The sequence below is a fragment of the Microbacterium sp. SCPM-O-B-15248 (M128) genome, from assembly GCF_058214835.1.
Window position 1 is genome coordinate 241,863 of sequence record NZ_JBYQLI010000005.1, and the last position, 15,402, is coordinate 257,264.

Below are 15,402 nucleotides of genomic sequence, written 5' to 3' on the forward strand. Positions count from 1 at the left end.
TGGCTCGGGTGCGCCCGGATTCCCAGGGGGTCAGCAGCCCAGATCCTGCAGAACCGCTTCCGCCGCCCGCTGCCCCGAGACCAGGGCGCCCTGGATCGACGCGGTGTCGCGATGGTCACCCGCGACGTAGCGGCCATCGCTGAGGCGAACCGGGCGGCGCAGATTCAGCGGCGGCTCCTGCGAGGGAAGGGCTCCCGAGATCTTGTCGCGGCGGAGCAACCGCCACGGGCGCGTGTCGGCCTCCCACATCTCGGCGAGCTGACGGCGGACGCCGGCCTCGGTTGCCGCCGACGGCAGCACGCACGTCGCCTGGATGAGGTGCTGCCCGCGCGGCGCGTACGTGGGAGCCGTGTTCGTCATCACCGCGGTGTTGACGATCGGCCCGCGGCGGCGCCCGTCGACGCGCAGTGCGCCGTCGGTCGTGGGCGCCCCGTCGGCGGCGAACCACCACGTCTGCAGGCCGCGAGCGCGGGGGAGCGGCACGTCGAGCCCGGATGCCAGGCCCGTGGCGATCACGACGGCCCGGGCCTCGACGGCATCCGTCCCCTCGATCTCGACGCTCCATCCCGTGCCGCGGCGCCGGGTCACGGTGGCGCGGTGGGAGAGGCGGATGCCGGCTCCCGCACGCCGTGCGGTGTCGGCGAGCTGTGCGGGGAGGGCGCCGATGCCCGCCGCCGGAACGCCCGGGCGGCCGAGAGCGAGGCTGCGGATCAGGAGCCGCACGAACGCGTCGGAGGTCTCCTGCCGGTCGTCGGCGAGCACGCCCGCGAGGAACGGTTCCAGCACGCTCTCGCGCAGCGGGCCGCGCACCCCCGCGCGATCCCACGCCTCGTCGAGGCTCCGATCGGGGCCGGTCTTCGCGGCGCGGGCCGACAGGATCACCGGCGCCGCCCACCGCGCGAGGGCAACGGCATCCGTCGGTCGGACGAGACCGCTCGACAGCGTCGAGGGAATCGACCCTGGATGCCGGAGGGGGTGCGCGAGCCGCGCGACCCGGTCGGCGAGCTTCACCCCGACGGCGACGGGGAACTGCCGCAGGGCCAGTGCGCCCACGTCGACCCACCGCCGGATCGCCGGATAGGCGGGGTTGAGCACGTGGAAGCCCCGGTCGAGGCGGAAGCCGTCGACGATGTCGGTGCGTTCACGCCCGCCGACGGCGTCGCCCGCCTCGAGGACGACGACGTCGCGGCCGGCCTCGGCCAGGCGGGTGGCGCAGCGAAGGCGCGCGAGTCCCGCCCCGATCACGATGACTTCGTACGCGCTCATGGTTCCAGGGTAGGTAGCGCCCTCGGGTCGACAGGGGGGATTGCGGCTCCTTCAGCTCAGCGACTCGACCGCGTCGGCCCGGTCCGTCACGCCACCGACGGCCGTCGAGTTCCACGCTCCCCGCGCGCGCCGCCCGCTAGGGTGGCCGCATGCGTACGCGATCCCGGGGGCGGGGGCCTTCCGTCATCGCCGGGCTGCTCGTCGCCGGTGTTCTTTCCGGTTGCGCCACGGCGCCAGGCGGCGCTGATCCCTCACCGACCCGGGTCGGACCGCCGCCCGCGTCCGAGGGATCGGTCGTCTCTCCCGCGGTGGATCCCGCTGCGCTCCAGCGCGCACGGGCGTGGCTGGATGCCGCGGTCGTTCCGGACGGTGCGGTCGAGGTCGAGGCGGACACCGTCGCGTCCGTGTTCTCGTCCTACCAGAGTTGGCCGTGTCGTCCCGTCGCCGAGCTGACCGGGTACTGGCGGCTCCGGGACGCCGACCTGGCCGATACCGCGACGTGGATCGCGACGCACCCGACTCCCGGCCTGACCGTGCCGCTCGTGCCGGACTACCCGGCCGGAGTCACCGGAGAGCTGAACGTCGGTCAACTCCCGACACCGGACAGCCAGGAGGGCATCGTGTTCAGCGTCGCGCCCGGGCTCGACGGAGATCTCGCCATCCGCGCGCAGGTCGCGGCGCTCGCCGAGTCGGCGACGTGTGCCGACCCCGGGCCCGGTGCACGCTGGGGCGCGCCCGGACAGGGCTGACCCGACGACGGGTCGACGCGCCGAGGTTGACTTCGAGCGCGCTCGAACTCCTAGCCTGCAGGTGTGGCAGAGGAAGACACGGGTCTCACGGTCGCGCAGATGAGCGTGGCGACCGGGGTGACGGCGCACACACTGCGCTACTACGAGCGGGCGGGGCTGGTTCGGCCCGTCGCCCGGAGCTCGGGCAACCAGCGGCGGTACTCCGCCGCGGACATGGAGTGGGTGAGGTTCCTCCTCCGGCTCCGTGAGACGGGGATGCCGATCGCGCGAATGCGCGAATACGCCGCTCTTCGTGAGCAGGGGCCCGCCACGACGGAACCGCGCCTGCGGCTGCTGGAGGCGCACCAGGAGGGTCTGCGTGAGCAGATCGCCCGGCTGCACGCCCACGAGACGGCGCTGATCGAGAAGATCTCGACCTACCGGGACGACCTCGCCGCGATCGACGCCTCGACAGAACGGAACGACGGATGACCGAGACGACGGAACGACAGCAGAGGTTCGCGCGCGGCAAAGAGGTTCTCGACGCGGTCGACGGGGCCGCCGGTGCGAACGTCATCGACGCGCTCGCCGAGGTCGCGCCTGAGCTCGCACATCAGGTGGTCGCGTGGGGCTTCGGTGAGATCTACTCCCGGTCGGGACTGGAGCCCCGGGACCGACAGCTGGTGACCCTCGGGATGCTCACCGCACTCGGCGGCTGCGAACCGCAACTCGACGTCCACATCAACGCCGCGTTGAACGTCGGTCTCACTCCGGGACAGATCGTCGAGGCGTTGCTGCACAGCGCCGTCTATTGCGGCTTCCCCCGCGCGCTGAACGCGACGTTCGTCGCCAAGAGGGTCTTCGCCGAACGAGGGCTGCTGCCGGTGGGTTAGCGGCCGCTCGCGTTCCGCAGCGCCGCGCGCGCGAGGTCGAGCGCATCGGAGGCCTCGACCCCGAGGTCGCGCATCGCGCGGGCGAACGCGGCGGCGGCCGCGGCTGCGCGTTCCCGCGTGGCATCCGTTCCCGCCGAGACGAACGTGCCCGCGCGACCGCGGGTCTCGACGAACCGCGCCTCTTCGAGTTCCTTGTAGACGCGCGCGACGGTGTTCGCCGCGAGGCCCAGGTCGGTCGCGAGCGCGCGGACCGGGGGAAGCCGTGTGCCGGTCGGCAGCGCGCCGCTCTCGATCATCGCGATGATCTGGACCCGCACTTGCGCGAACGGGGGAGTCGTCGACGCGGTGTCCACTCGGATGTCCATGGTGCCGCCACCGTATCAACCGCCGCCCGCGCCGCAGGCAACGGAAAGGGCCCGGATGCCATGGCATCCGGGCCCTCGTCCGAGACTTACGCGGTCGCGTCCTCGCGCTTGGGCAGCACCCAGCCGGGCCGCACGAAGTGGCACGTGTAGCCGTTGGGGATGCGGATCAGGTAGTCCTGGTGCTCGGGCTCGGCCTCCCAGAAGGGGGCCTCGGCCTCGATCGTCGTGACGACCTTCGCGGGCCAGATGCCCGACGCGTCGACATCGGCGATCGTGTCGCGGGCGACCTGCTCCTGCTCGGGCGAGAGCGGGAAGATCGCCGAGCGGTAGCTCGTGCCGATGTCGTTGCCCTGACGGTTCAGGGTCGACGGGTCGTGGATCTGGAAGAAGAACGCCAGGATGTCGCGGTAGCTCGTCTTCGTGGGGTCGAAGACGATCTCGACCGCCTCGGCGTGGCCGGGGTGGTTGCGGTACGTCGCGTGGTCGTTCGTACCGCCGGTGTAGCCGACGCGCGTGTCGAGCACGCCGGGCTGGCGGCGGATGAGGTCCTCGACGCCCCAGAAGCAGCCGCCCGCGAGGACGGCGGTCTCGGTGCCGGGTCGGCGGGTGATCTCGCCGGTGTCGGTGGGTCCGCTGGTCATGGTGTGGCTCCTTTTACGATCGCGGTGGGAGAAGAGGGAGAAGAGGTTCACGACGCACGACTCTCGCGGAAGAGGGCCAGATAGGCGCCGTAGCCCTGAGCCTCGAGCTCGCTCACGGGCACGAACCGGAGCGCGGCCGAGTTCATGCAGTATCTCAGCCCGCCGGCCTGGCGCGGGCCGTCGTCGAAGACATGGCCCAGGTGGCTGTCGGCGCCGCTCGAACGCACCTCGGTGCGCTTCATCCAGAGCATCCGGTCGGTCTTCTCCACGACGGCGTCGTCGTCGATGGGCTTGGTGAAGCTCGGCCAGCCCGTCCCGCTGTCGAACTTGTCGGTCGAGGCGAACAGCGGCTGCCCCGACACGACGTCGACGTAGATCCCTGCCTCGTGGTGGTCCCAGTACTCGTTGCGGAACGGCGGCTCCGTCGCGTCGTCCTGCGTGACGGCGAACTGGCGGTCGGTGAGGTGCCCGAGGGCGGCCGACGTCTTCCGGTACTCCGTGGTCACGGTGTGCATCCTTTCGCGTGCGATGCCCGGTACGGGCATCAGTGGGGAGAACGTCGGACCTGGTCGATTTGGTCCCGTGGGACTGGGAACGGGCTGTGAGTTCTCATGCGCGGGGGATACCGGGGGCAAGCCCGCACGTTTGTCCGGGGGAGCGGGCTAACGTGGCCAGCCGTCGTCGCTTGCGACACCCCATTCCGCCAGGAGGACTCATGCCCCGCACGATCGTGATCACCGGAGCCAGCGATGGGATCGGTGCGGCCGCCGCCCGCCAACTCCACGACATCGGAGAGGATGTCGTCGTCGTCGGCCGAAACCCCGACAAGACGCGCCGCGTCGCGGACGCGCTCGGGGTTCGCTCGTTCGTGGCCGATTTCTCCGATCTCGCCCAGGTTCGGGAGCTCGCGGCATCCCTCGCGGCGGAATTCCCGCGCATCGATGTGCTCGCCAACAACGCCGGCGGGATCTTCGCGGAGCGCGCGCTCACGACCGACGGTTTCGAGGTCACGTTCCAGGTGAACCACCTCGCGCCATTCCTCCTCACGAACCTGCTACGCGAAACACTCATCGCTTCGCGGGCGTCGGTCATCCAGACCTCGAGTGCGGCGGCGCGTCTGTTCTCGCGCTTCGACATCGACGACCTCCAGGGGGAGCGTCGATACTCCGCCTCGGCTGCATACGGCAACGCCAAGCTCGCCAACGTGCTGTTCACGAAGGAACTGAACCGCCGCTTCGGCGACGCCGGGCTCTCGTCCGTCGCCTACCACCCCGGCGTCATCGCCTCGAGCTTCGGGTCGACCTCCAGTGGGTCGTGGAAGTTCCTCTACGGCGGAGCTCTGGCCGAGCGCTTCCTGCCCTCCACCGACGTCGGAGGTGCGCGTTTGACGTGGCTCACTCTCGGCAAGCCCGGCGTCGACTGGCAGCCCGGCGGCTTCTACGCCAACAACAAGCCCGCGAAGACCCACCGACGGGCCGACGACCCCGCGCTGGCGCGCCTGCTGTGGGACCGCAGCGCCGAGCTGGCCGGTCTCGTCTCGTAGCGACCTGTCCGTTCGCCGCGCGAAGATCCGGGATGCCGTCGTGTCGGCGTCGGCAGGTCGAGATCCGCCGCGGTCGAGGTCACCGGGCGCTCGCGCGCGGGGGCTCGACCGTCCATCCCAGCCGCTCCAGGGCGCTGTGCAGCCGACGCGCCTGCGCCCAGGCGATCTCGCGCGATGCGTCGGAGTAGACGTCGATCGAGAAGGGTGGGGGATCGGCGAACTTGGGGATCTCGACCTCCGCCCAGGCGTGGGGCGCGAGCCAGACGAGCGGACGAGGCGTTCCGGCATTGTCGACCGCTCCGTCCGCCGCGAAGGCGATCACGTCGAGGGCGTCGATCTTGGTGATGGGCATGTCGACGACGAGCGTCACGGCGTGGAGTCTTTCGGCCATCGGGCACCTCCCGCGTTCATCCTCACATGTCGCGCGACGCCGTGGGCGGCGAGCGGCGACGCCGGCGAGAGCCGCCTTCCGCGCCCGTTTCCCCCACGCGCGTCCCGCTCTCGCGCGCGACCGGTCCGACTACCCTCGATCCATGCCCTCGCCCCGCACCGAACTGCGCGCGCTCGTCGACGGCGCGACCGACGAGATGTTCGCCGACCTCCGTGCCCTGCCGGTCGCGGACGGTGCCCGGGACGCCGCCGTCCTGATCCTGTTCGGCACTCTCGATGCGGTCCCCAGTTCCCGCTCCGCCCGCGCGGTGCCGCGCGATCTGGATGTCCTGCTGCTCGCCCGCGCCGCCACTCTGCGAGCGCATCCGGGGCAAGTGGCCTTCCCCGGGGGTCGTGTCGATGCGGGGGACTCCGGCCCGGTCGCCGCCGCGCTCCGCGAAGCGAAGGAGGAGACGGGACTCGATCCGGCGGGAGTGGATGTCATCGGCACACTGCCGCGCGTGCCGCTGGCGTACTCGCGACACCTGGTGTCCCCGGTCGTCGGGTGGTGGGATCGGCCGTCTCCGGTGCGCGCGGTCGATGCCGCCGAATCCGCCGCCGTGTTCCGCGCCCCCGTCGCCGACCTTCTCGACCCGGCGCGTCGCGGAGTGACCAGCATCCACCGCGACGGACGGACCTGGCGCGGCCCGGCCTTCCTCGTGCCGCACGCGACGGGGACCCATGTCGTGTGGGGGTTCACGGCGATGTTGCTCGACGGGATGTTCGACCGGCTCGGGTGGACGGAGCCGTGGGACGGCACGCGCGAGATCGCGCTCCCGACCGTGGGCACGGTTCCTCCCGAGGGGTCGATCGCTTAGCGGTTTCCCCTTCGTTCGTCATCCACCCCTCGTCCGTCCGCTCGGGTCGCTACCGTGGGGGACGTGACTGCGCCCGTTGACCCCACCACCACTTCCGCCTGGACCCGCCTCACGGCACTGCGCGAGAGCTTCGACCCCGATCTGCGCGCGTGGTTCGCCGCCGATCCCGATCGCGTCGACAGCCTCACGCGCACGGTCGGCGATCTCCACGTCGACCTATCGAAGAACCTCATCACCACCGACGTCCTCGAGGCCCTCGTCGCCCTCGCCGACGAGACCGGAGTGCGCGAGCGCTTCGCCGACATGCTGCGCGGCGTCCACCTCAACACGAGCGAAGACCGCGCGGTCTTGCACACGGCCCTGCGTCGCCCCGCGGACGCCGCACCCGCACTCCACGTCGACGGACAGGATGTCGATCACGACGTCCAGGCCGTTCTCGACGCGATGTCGACCTTCGCCGACCGGGTCCGCTCGGGCGAGTGGCAGGGCGTGACCGGCAAGAAGGTCACGCACGTGGTCAACATCGGCATCGGCGGATCCGACCTCGGTCCCGTGATGGTCTACGAGGCACTCAAGCCGCTCGCCGACGCCGGTATCCAGGCGCGTTTCGTCAGCAACATCGACCCGACGGACATCGCCGAGAAGACTGCCGACCTCGACCCCGAGACCACGCTGTTCATCGTCGCATCCAAGACCTTCACCACGCTCGAGACCCTGACCAACGCCCGGCTCGCCCGAGACTGGCTGTGGGCCGGTCTCGCCGCCGCCGGCGCGATCGACGACACCGACGACGCGCGCGTCGACGCCGTCGCGCACCACTTCGTCGCGGTGTCGACCGCTCTGGACAAGGTCGAGGCCTTCGGCATCGACCCCGCCAACGCCTTCGGCTTCTGGGACTGGGTCGGCGGGCGATACTCGGTCGACTCCGCGATCGGTCTTTCGCTGATGATCGCGTTCGGCCCCGCCGCGTTCCGCGAAGTGCTCTCGGGTTTCCACGCTGTCGACGTCCACGTGGCGACGACGCCGGTCGAGCGCAACGTTCCGGTCCTGATGGGGCTGCTCAACGTCTGGTACACCAACTTCCTCGGTGCGCAGTCGCACGCGGTCCTGCCCTATGCGCAGCAGTTGAGCCGGTTCGCCGCGTACCTCCAGCAGCTGACCATGGAGTCCAACGGCAAGTCCGTGCGGTGGGACGGCTCGCCCGTCACGACCGACACCGGCGAGATCTTCTGGGGCGAGCCGGGAACGAACGGGCAGCACGCGTTCTACCAGCTCATCCACCAGGGCACTCGCCTGATCCCCGCCGACTTCATCGCGTTCGTCAATCCCGCCTACCCGCTGGCCGACGACGGACGCGATGTGCACGGGCTCTTCCTCGCGAACTTCCTCGCGCAGACGAAGGCTCTCGCGTTCGGGAAGACCGCCGAAGAAGTCGAGGCCGAGGGCACCACGGGCGCCCTCGTCGCGGCACGGACCTTCCCCGGCAACCGTCCGACGACGTCGATCTTCGCCCCGGCATTGACGCCTGCGGTCCTCGGTCAGCTCATCGCGCTGTACGAGCACATCACCTTCACGCAGGGCACGATCTGGGGCATCAACTCCTTCGACCAGTGGGGTGTCGAGCTCGGCAAGCAGCTGGCTCTGCAGATCGCTCCCGCGATCGAGGGTGACGACGACGCCCTCGCGTCCCAGGACGCCTCGACGGCCGCGCTGCTGAACTACTACCGCGCGCACCGTTCCTGACGCGAACCGCTCCGACCGCACGCCGAACGGGCCGATCCGCGCGATTTTCCGCGCCGGATCGGCCCGTTCGTTTGTTCGGGGAGTCGCTTCGGCGGGTACCCCCGCCCAGCCGGCTGCGCGGTGGCGAGGAGTTCGCGGGAACGCCCGGTGAGAGGGCCTTTCCAAGGGGATGCCGGGCACCCCCGTCGAGGCCCTGTCCGGTGCCGCGGCGTGCTGCCCGATCCCGCTGTCCCGGCGGCAGGCCTCTCACCAGCCTTTCAGGTAACGAAGAGATAACGCTCAGACGTGCCGCTCACACTCGGGGACTTGTGTCGACCCGACGGCACATTTTCGCGCTCGCGTCCGACGAGTCGCGCCCCTGACGAAAGATCTCACCTGTTTTGTTGCGTTCCGATGTGAAGCTCACCCATGTCCACCGCGCTCGTCGCACCCTCGTCACCGCCGCCACGTGTGCCGGTGTCGCCCTGGGGCTGGTGGCGACCACGGGACTGGCCGCGGCCTCGCCGCTGTCTCTTCCCGACGCCTCGGCATCCGGGTTCTCGGCGCCGGCGTTCCGCGCGAGCGCGGCCATCGGCTCTGCTCCGACCCTCCAGGGGGTGGTCGGCGATGCCGACGCGGCCTTGACCCGCGCTCAGGCGACACTCGAGGATGCCGCGACCGTCGAGACCGACATCGCCGCCGCCGGTCTGCCGCTGTCGGTGGGCGATGTCTCGGTCGACACGTCGGGGTTGGAGAGCGCCGCTGACCGGCTGTCCTCCGCGGATCTGTTCCCGGTCGTGCTCGTTCCGGCCCTCAGCCAGAATGCCGCGAGCGAGAGCCAGCGTGTGGCGGAGCGGGTGGCACAGCTGCGCGGCAGCCTGAACGATGCCGTCGCGGCGAAGGCCGCCGCGGATGCCGCCGCCGAGGCGCAGCGCCAGGCCGAGGCCGCGGCCGCCGCGGAGGCGCAGCGTCAGCAGGAGGCGGCTGAAGCGCTCGCCCGCGTGAACACCCCCGAGGGGGCCAAGGAGTTCGCCGCGAAGACCGCGGCCGAGCAGTACGGCTGGGGCAGTGACCAGTTCTCGTGCCTGGCGTCCCTGTGGACCAAGGAGTCCGGCTGGAACTACCAGGCCTACAACCCCAGCGGTGCGACCGGTATCCCGCAGTCGCTGCCGGGAAGCAAGATGGCGACGTTCGGCGACGACTGGCAGAGCAACGCCGCGACGCAGATCAAATGGGGTCTGGACTACATCTCCCGCGGGTACGGAACGCCGTGCAGCGCGTGGGGGCATTCCCAGGCGACCAACTGGTACTGAGTCGCGCTGGTCGGCGGATTCCCAGCCCCGACCTCCTTCAGCGATATATCGTTGTATATCGCTGGACCCATCCGGGGTCCGCATCAGGAGGTCGTCATGAGTGGTTCATTCCTCGGAGACGCGTTCGGCGCACGCGGCGGTTCCGCCGGTCAGGGCTGGCCGATGTCCAACATCCTCGACGCGATGGAGCAGTTGCGCGCGCAGTTCGAGCAGAAGACGTCGAGCGGCTCCCGCATGAACAAGGGCGACGTGCGTTCGGCCGTCCTCTCGCTCCTGCTCGAGCAGCCGATGCACGGGTACCAGATCATCCGTGAGATCGAAGAGCGCAGCGGCGGCAGCTGGAAGCCGAGCCCCGGCTCGGTGTACCCCACGCTGCAGCTCCTCACCGACGAGGGCCTGGTCCGGGCCGAGGAGTCGGGTGGACGCAAGACGTACTCGCTCACCGAAGAGGGTCGTGCCGCCGCCGGTGACGAGACCACCGAGCGCACCGCTCCCTGGGAGTCGGCCGGATCACGCGACAGCGGGCGCATGACCGCGCTGCCCAAGGCCGGTGTCGAGCTCGCGCAGGCCGCCGCACAGGTGGCGCGTACGGGTGACAAGGAGCAGGTCGCTGCCGCCGTCGAGATCCTCGACGAGGCGCGCCGTAAGCTCTACTCCATCCTCGCCCAGAGCTGAGGGTGCCAGAGCCCGACGGCCGTCGTCGGGTCATCGGCATCCGGGAGATGCGATGACCGACGACGCCCTCATGCGCGCCCGCTACCGGCGCATCACCCGGTTCGCCGCGCGGTATCTCGTGCAGGCCTGGTGGTATGAGCTGTTCCTGCCGCGGTTCGGTCTGGAGCGCATCTCCGCTCGCGGCCGCACCCGGCGGATGCAGATTATCGCGCGCCGATTCCACGCTCTCGCGATCGATCTCGGCGGTCTGATGATCAAGGTGGGACAGTTCATGTCCTCCCGGCTCGATGTCCTCCCTCCGGTGATCACGAAAGAGCTCGAGGGTCTGCAGGACGAGGTCCCGTCGGTGCCGTTCGCGCAGATGCGCGTCCGCGCCGAAGAAGAACTCGGGATGCCACTCGAGCGCGCCTTCGCGATGGTCGACGAGCGTCCGCTCGCCGCCGCCTCTCTCGGGCAGGCGCACCGTGCGATCCTCACCGACGACCTCGCAGAACAGACCGGGTTGCGCGAGGTCGTCGTCAAGATCCAGCGCCCCGGCATCGACCGCATCGTCGACGTCGACCTGCGTGCTCTGCGCAAGGTCGGCGGATGGTTGAGCCGCGTCGCCCTCGTGCGCGACCGTGTCGACATGCCGGCGCTGGTCGAGGAGTTCGCGGCCACGAGCCTGGAAGAGATCGACTACCTCCACGAAGCGTCCAATTCCGAGCGTTTCGCCGACGATTTCGGTGGTGAAGGGGGAGTGGCCGTCCCCGAGGTGGTGTGGGAGCGCACGACGCGTCGCCTACTCACCCTCCAGGACGTCACGGCGATCAAGATCAACGACGTCGACGCTCTTCGTGCCGCCGGAATCGACCCGTCCGAGGTCGCTGCCCGCTTCGCGGCGGTCATGTTCGACCAGCTCTTCGACGACGGCTTCTTCCACGCCGACCCGCACCCGGGCAACGTCTTCGTCACCCCCCTTCCCACAACGACGGATGCCGACTCCCCGGCGTGGAAGTTCACGTTCATCGACTTCGGGATGATGGGCGAAGTGCCGCCGAACCTCCGTCGGGGCCTGCGCCGGGTGCTGATCGCCGCGGCCTCCCGGAACGGCAAGGGCCTCGTCGACGGCATCCGCGACATCGGGGTGCTGCTCCCCTCGGCCGACACGGTCCAGCTCGAACGCGCGATGACCCAGTTGTTCTCGCGCTTCGGCGGCATGGGCTTCGCCGAGCTCCAGGAGGTCGATCCGCGCGAGTTCCGCGCGTTCGCCGTCGAGTTCGGCGACGTCGTGCGTGCCCTTCCGTTCCAGCTGCCCGAGAACTTCCTGCTCATCGTGCGCGCGATGTCGCTCACGAGCGGGATGTGCAGCGCGTTGGACCCGGCCTTCAACATCTGGGATGCCGTCGAGCCCTATGCCCAGCGGCTGATCCGTGAAGAGAGCGGCAACACCGTTCAGGCGTTCGCCCGTGAAGCCGTCTCGGTCGCGGCGGTCACCGCGCGCCTGCCGCGGCGCCTGGACTCGCTCATCTCGCGCGTGGAGGAGGGCGGCGTCTCCGCGCAGGTGCCCCGCGTCGAACGGCGTCTGCGCGACCTCGAGCGCATGATCCGCCGAGTTGTGTCGTCGGTGTTGTTCACCGGCCTCCTCCTCGGCGGCATCCTGCTCCAGGGCGAGCAGGCGTTCTTCGGCACGCTGCTGATGGTCGTGTCGATCGCCCCGCTGTCGCACGCGCTGCTGGCGGGTGTGATCGCCCGCCGCAACGGAGCCTGAAACGACGACGCGCCGTACCGGATTTCTCCGGCACGGCGCGTCGTGGTCGAACGGGGGTCAGTACCACCCGGTCGACTGCGAGTGACCCCACGCGCCGCACGGGCTGCCGTAGCGACCCGAGATGTACCCGAGGCCCCACGAGATCTGCGTCGCCGCGTTGTCCTGCCAGTCGGCGCCGGCCGAGCCCATCTTGCTGCCCGGGAGCGCCTGCGGGATGCCGTAGGCGCCGCTGCCGGAGTTGTACGCGTGCACGTTCCAGCCGGACTCGCGGTTCCACAGCGACACGAGGCACGAGAACTGGTCGTCGCCCCAGCCGTAGCCGGCCAGCATGCCGCGGGCGGTCGCCTGCGCGCCGCCGGGGCTGTTGTCGCCCGAGCCGCCACCGCCGGACGGCGCCACCGGACGCGCAGGGGTTCCGCCGGACGACGGAGTCGAACGCGCGGAGGCGGCCTCTTCCGCAGCCTTGGCCTTGGCGGCGGCTTCGGCCTCCTGGCGCGCCTTCTCGGCGGCTTCTTCGGCCTGCTTCTTCGCCACGGCGGCGTCGAGGCTGCCGCGCAGCTCGGCGACCCGCTGGTCTACGGTCGAGGCTGCGGTGGTGACTTGGTCCGTCAGCTCCGGCAGCAGCGTGGCGGGGAGCGACTGCGCCTCGGTGAGTCGCTGCGCGGCGCCGTCCAGCGCAGCGGTGTCCACGGTGGCGGGCTGGCCGATGTCGAGCCCGGATGCCGCGATGTCGTTCTGCACCGAGGTCGCTGCCTGTGCGCTCGTCGAGGCAGCGGTGACCGCGGCGCGGGCGGCGATGGCTTCCGGAGCGGCGGAGGTGGTCGGGGTGCTGTACGCCGCGAGACGGAACGAGGCCGACGTCAGGTCGGCGGGGGAGGCGGCGGATGCCAGCGGTGCGGTGCCCGTGAGGGCTGCTGTCGCGAGGACCCCGACGGCGAGGAATCCCGCCGTCAGAGCGGGCCGGCGGCGTGCGCGGCGGGAAGCCTGGCGACGGTCGCGGCGGTTGGATGGGGGCGTCGAATCAGAGCGCATATAACCGGTTTCGTGTGGGGAGGACGGCGCGGGTTTCGCACGTCCGACCCGCGATGAGCGGGCACGAGTCCGGGAGCCTGGCACGGCAGTCTGGACGCAACCTGGGCGGACGGGTGGTCGAGGGAAGCAGAAACGTGCTGATCCGAGGCGTTTCCGAAGGCCGGTCGGAGAGTGTCGGGGCGCGCTGCTCCCGCGTGCGGGGGTGCCGGTGGCCTGCCCCGCGGGAAGCGGTCGGATTCTGGTAGCCTTGATCGTCACCCGTGTGGCTCGTCTCGCATGTCCGAGAACCGGGTCGGGTGGCATCGCACGAAACAATCCGCTTCGCTTCGGCGTGGCATCCGCTCGTCTCGACGATCGGAGCCCGAGGGGCCGCGTCCGGGAGGACGGGTCCACGTGAGTCGAAGCCCGACACCAACCCCACTAGGACAACCCACTACATGACTACCGCAACGACCGCCCCGGCCATCAAGCAGGTCGCGATCAACGACATCGGCTCTGCTGAAGACTTCCTGGCCGCGGTCGAGAAGACTCTGAAGTTCTTCAACGACGGCGACCTCATCGAAGGCACCGTGGTGAAGATCGACCGCGACGAGGTCCTCCTCGACGTCGGTTACAAGACCGAGGGTGTCATCCCCTCGCGCGAGCTTTCGATCAAGCACGACGTCGACCCCAACGAGGTCGTCAACGTCGGCGATCACGTCGAGGCCCTCGTTCTCCAGAAGGAGGACAAGGAAGGCCGCCTCATCCTGTCCAAGAAGCGCGCGCAGTACGAGCGTGCGTGGGGCGACGTCGAGAAGATCAAGGAGAACGACGGTGTCGTCACCGGCTCCGTGATCGAGGTCGTCAAGGGTGGCCTCATCGTCGACATCGGCCTCCGCGGCTTCCTGCCGGCTTCGCTCATCGAGCTGCGCCGCGTCCGTGACCTCACGCCGTACCTCGGCCAGGAGATCGAGGCCAAGATCCTCGAGCTCGACAAGAACCGCAACAACGTCGTGCTCTCGCGCCGCGCCCTGCTCGAGCAGACGCAGTCCGAGTCGCGCACCACGTTCCTCAACAACCTCCACAAGGGCCAGGTCCGCAAGGGCACGGTCTCGTCGATCGTCAACTTCGGTGCGTTCGTCGACCTGGGCGGCGTCGACGGTCTCGTCCACGTCTCCGAGCTCTCGTGGAAGCACATCGAGCACGCCTCCGAGGTCGTCGAGGTGGGCCAGGAGGTCACCGTCGAGATCCTCGAGGTCGACCTCGACCGCGAGCGCGTCTCGTTGTCGCTCAAGGCGACGCAGGAAGACCCGTGGCAGGTCTTCGCCCGGACCCACGCGATCGGTCAGATCGCTCCGGGCAAGGTCACCAAGCTCGTTCCCTTCGGTGCGTTCGTCCGCGTGGCCGACGGCATCGAGGGCCTCGTGCACATCTCGGAGCTGTCGGGCAAGCACGTCGAGCTCGCCGAGCAGGTCGTGTCGGTCGGCGAAGAGGTCTTCGTCAAGATCATCGACATCGACCTCGAGCGTCGCCGCATCTCGCTGTCGCTCAAGCAGGCCAACGAGTCGGTCGACCCCAACGGCACCGAGTTCGACCCGGCCCTGTACGGCATGGTCACCGAGTACGACGAGCGTGGCGAGTACAAGTACCCCGAGGGCTTCGACCCCGAGTCGGGTGCGTGGCTCGAGGGCTTCGACGCTCAGCGCGAGCAGTGGGAGCAGGAGTACGCCGCTGCCCAGGGTCGCTGGGAGGCTCACAAGGCTGCCGTCGCCAAGGCCCTCGAGGCCGAGGCTGCCAACCCGATCGACTCGGGTTCGTTCGGTGGCAACTTCTCGTCGGAGTCGCCCGCCCAGGGCACCCTCGCCGACGACGAGTCCCTCGCCGCTCTGCGGGAGAAGCTCAGCGGTCGCTGATCGTCTCACCTTCACCGAAGGCCGGTACCTCCACGGAGGTATCGGCCTTCGGTCGTTCCTGCGCAAGCCCTGCTGTGTCGCAATGGTGCCGTCCGACAATGGATCTATGGCTGAACGACTTCCGCTCCTGATCGCCCTGGCCGGCGCCGCCGTGCTCTTCCTCTCGATCGCTTTCGTGTTCGCGCTCGTGCTCGGCGCGATGTTCTTCGGTGGCGTCGAGTTCACCGGTGGACACCTGGACGCCGAAGCCTCCGGCATCGGCTCCGTATTGACGTCGTGACCACACATCACCCCTCGGGCCCGGCGACGTTCGCGTCGACCGGGCCCGACGTCGT

The 15,402-nt window shown here is 69.9% G+C and carries 17 protein-coding genes; 11 read left to right on the top strand and 6 right to left on the bottom strand.

All coding sequences use genetic code 11. The annotated features are described in order from the left end of the window. Nucleotides 1-30: 30 nt before the first annotated feature. Nucleotides 31-1,266, bottom strand: a complete 1,236-nt coding sequence (locus AC3E6M_RS11055; protein ID WP_490529889.1) for an NAD(P)/FAD-dependent oxidoreductase — start codon at nucleotides 1,264-1,266, stop codon at nucleotides 31-33. 149 nt (nucleotides 1,267-1,415) lie between these two features. On the opposite strand from AC3E6M_RS11055, the gene AC3E6M_RS11060 reads away from it, so the two are divergent. The 3 genes from AC3E6M_RS11060 to AC3E6M_RS11070 all read left to right on the top strand — a co-directional run bounded on the left by AC3E6M_RS11060 (nucleotide 1,416) and on the right by AC3E6M_RS11070 (nucleotide 2,887). Then, nucleotides 1,416-2,015 (top strand): hypothetical protein, encoded by a 600-nt coding sequence (locus AC3E6M_RS11060; RefSeq protein WP_490529890.1) that lies wholly within the window; start codon nucleotides 1,416-1,418, stop codon nucleotides 2,013-2,015. 63 nt (nucleotides 2,016-2,078) lie between these two features. Beyond that, a complete protein-coding gene (locus AC3E6M_RS11065) occupies nucleotides 2,079-2,486 on the top strand; it encodes a MerR family transcriptional regulator (protein WP_490529892.1) in 408 nt (135 codons plus the stop codon). Then, nucleotides 2,483-2,887, top strand: a complete 405-nt coding sequence (locus tag AC3E6M_RS11070; protein WP_490529893.1) for a carboxymuconolactone decarboxylase family protein — start codon at nucleotides 2,483-2,485, stop codon at nucleotides 2,885-2,887. The genes AC3E6M_RS11065 and AC3E6M_RS11070 overlap by 4 nt, the downstream gene beginning before the upstream one ends. On the opposite strand, the gene AC3E6M_RS11075 is transcribed toward AC3E6M_RS11070, so the two are convergent. From AC3E6M_RS11075 to msrB, 3 genes are all read right to left on the bottom strand, one after another. Then, nucleotides 2,884-3,252 (bottom strand): GntR family transcriptional regulator, encoded by a 369-nt coding sequence (locus AC3E6M_RS11075; RefSeq protein ID WP_490529894.1) that lies wholly within the window; start codon nucleotides 3,250-3,252, stop codon nucleotides 2,884-2,886. The two genes, AC3E6M_RS11070 and AC3E6M_RS11075, sit on opposite strands and share 4 nt — an antisense overlap. An 86-nt stretch (nucleotides 3,253-3,338) precedes the next feature. Next, complete coding sequence (gene msrA / locus AC3E6M_RS11080) at nucleotides 3,339-3,893, bottom strand: peptide-methionine (S)-S-oxide reductase MsrA (protein WP_138172484.1); 555 nt, start codon at nucleotides 3,891-3,893, stop codon at nucleotides 3,339-3,341. Nucleotides 3,894-3,940: 47 nt separating this feature from the next. Beyond that, nucleotides 3,941-4,399, bottom strand: coding sequence for a peptide-methionine (R)-S-oxide reductase MsrB (msrB, locus tag AC3E6M_RS11085; RefSeq protein WP_138172483.1), 459 nt, complete (start codon nucleotides 4,397-4,399; stop codon nucleotides 3,941-3,943). 209 nt (nucleotides 4,400-4,608) lie between these two features. Here msrB and AC3E6M_RS11090 point away from each other — a divergent pair, with 209 nt between their 5' ends. After that, nucleotides 4,609-5,436 (top strand): SDR family NAD(P)-dependent oxidoreductase, encoded by an 828-nt coding sequence (locus tag AC3E6M_RS11090; RefSeq protein ID WP_490529895.1) that lies wholly within the window; start codon nucleotides 4,609-4,611, stop codon nucleotides 5,434-5,436. 79 nt (nucleotides 5,437-5,515) lie between these two features. On the opposite strand, the gene AC3E6M_RS11095 is transcribed toward AC3E6M_RS11090, so the two are convergent. Then, nucleotides 5,516-5,827 carry a hypothetical protein gene (locus AC3E6M_RS11095; protein WP_490529896.1) on the bottom strand — a complete coding sequence of 104 codons (312 nt, stop codon included), beginning with the start codon at nucleotides 5,825-5,827 and terminating at the stop codon, nucleotides 5,516-5,518. Nucleotides 5,828-5,969: 142 nt separating this feature from the next. Here AC3E6M_RS11095 and AC3E6M_RS11100 point away from each other — a divergent pair, with 142 nt between their 5' ends. The 5 genes from AC3E6M_RS11100 (at nucleotide 5,970) to AC3E6M_RS11120 (ending at nucleotide 12,143) form a co-directional block, all read left to right on the top strand. Then, nucleotides 5,970-6,683 carry an NUDIX hydrolase gene (locus AC3E6M_RS11100; RefSeq protein ID WP_490529897.1) on the top strand — a complete coding sequence of 238 codons (714 nt, stop codon included), beginning with the start codon at nucleotides 5,970-5,972 and terminating at the stop codon, nucleotides 6,681-6,683. A 63-nt stretch (nucleotides 6,684-6,746) separates the two neighbouring features. Next, entirely contained in the window at nucleotides 6,747-8,426 is a 1,680-nt protein-coding gene (gene pgi / locus AC3E6M_RS11105) for a glucose-6-phosphate isomerase (protein ID WP_490529898.1), read from the top strand. A 395-nt stretch (nucleotides 8,427-8,821) separates the two neighbouring features. Continuing rightward, nucleotides 8,822-9,718 carry an aggregation-promoting factor C-terminal-like domain-containing protein gene (locus AC3E6M_RS11110; RefSeq protein WP_252370865.1) on the top strand — a complete coding sequence of 299 codons (897 nt, stop codon included), beginning with the start codon at nucleotides 8,822-8,824 and terminating at the stop codon, nucleotides 9,716-9,718. A 96-nt stretch (nucleotides 9,719-9,814) separates the two neighbouring features. Next, on the top strand, nucleotides 9,815-10,393 hold the full coding sequence (locus AC3E6M_RS11115) for a PadR family transcriptional regulator (protein WP_138172477.1): 579 nt from the start codon (nucleotides 9,815-9,817) through the stop codon (nucleotides 10,391-10,393). A 52-nt stretch (nucleotides 10,394-10,445) separates the two neighbouring features. Beyond that, nucleotides 10,446-12,143: an ABC1 kinase family protein gene (locus tag AC3E6M_RS11120; protein WP_490529899.1), complete on the top strand. Its 1,698-nt coding sequence runs from the start codon at nucleotides 10,446-10,448 to the stop codon at nucleotides 12,141-12,143. A gap of 57 nt (nucleotides 12,144-12,200) precedes the next feature. Here the strand turns inward: AC3E6M_RS11120 and AC3E6M_RS11125 are convergent, their stop codons facing one another. Beyond that, entirely contained in the window at nucleotides 12,201-13,175 is a 975-nt protein-coding gene (locus tag AC3E6M_RS11125; RefSeq protein ID WP_171024138.1) for an aggregation-promoting factor C-terminal-like domain-containing protein, read from the bottom strand. Between the two features lie 437 nt (nucleotides 13,176-13,612). On the opposite strand from AC3E6M_RS11125, the gene rpsA reads away from it, so the two are divergent. Both rpsA and AC3E6M_RS11135 read left to right on the top strand, forming a co-directional pair. After that, entirely contained in the window at nucleotides 13,613-15,067 is a 1,455-nt protein-coding gene (gene rpsA, locus AC3E6M_RS11130) for a 30S ribosomal protein S1 (protein WP_138172475.1), read from the top strand. Nucleotides 15,068-15,173: 106 nt separating this feature from the next. Then, a complete protein-coding gene (locus tag AC3E6M_RS11135; RefSeq protein ID WP_171024137.1) occupies nucleotides 15,174-15,347 on the top strand; it encodes a hypothetical protein in 174 nt (57 codons plus the stop codon). Nucleotides 15,348-15,402: the final 55 nt, after the last annotated feature.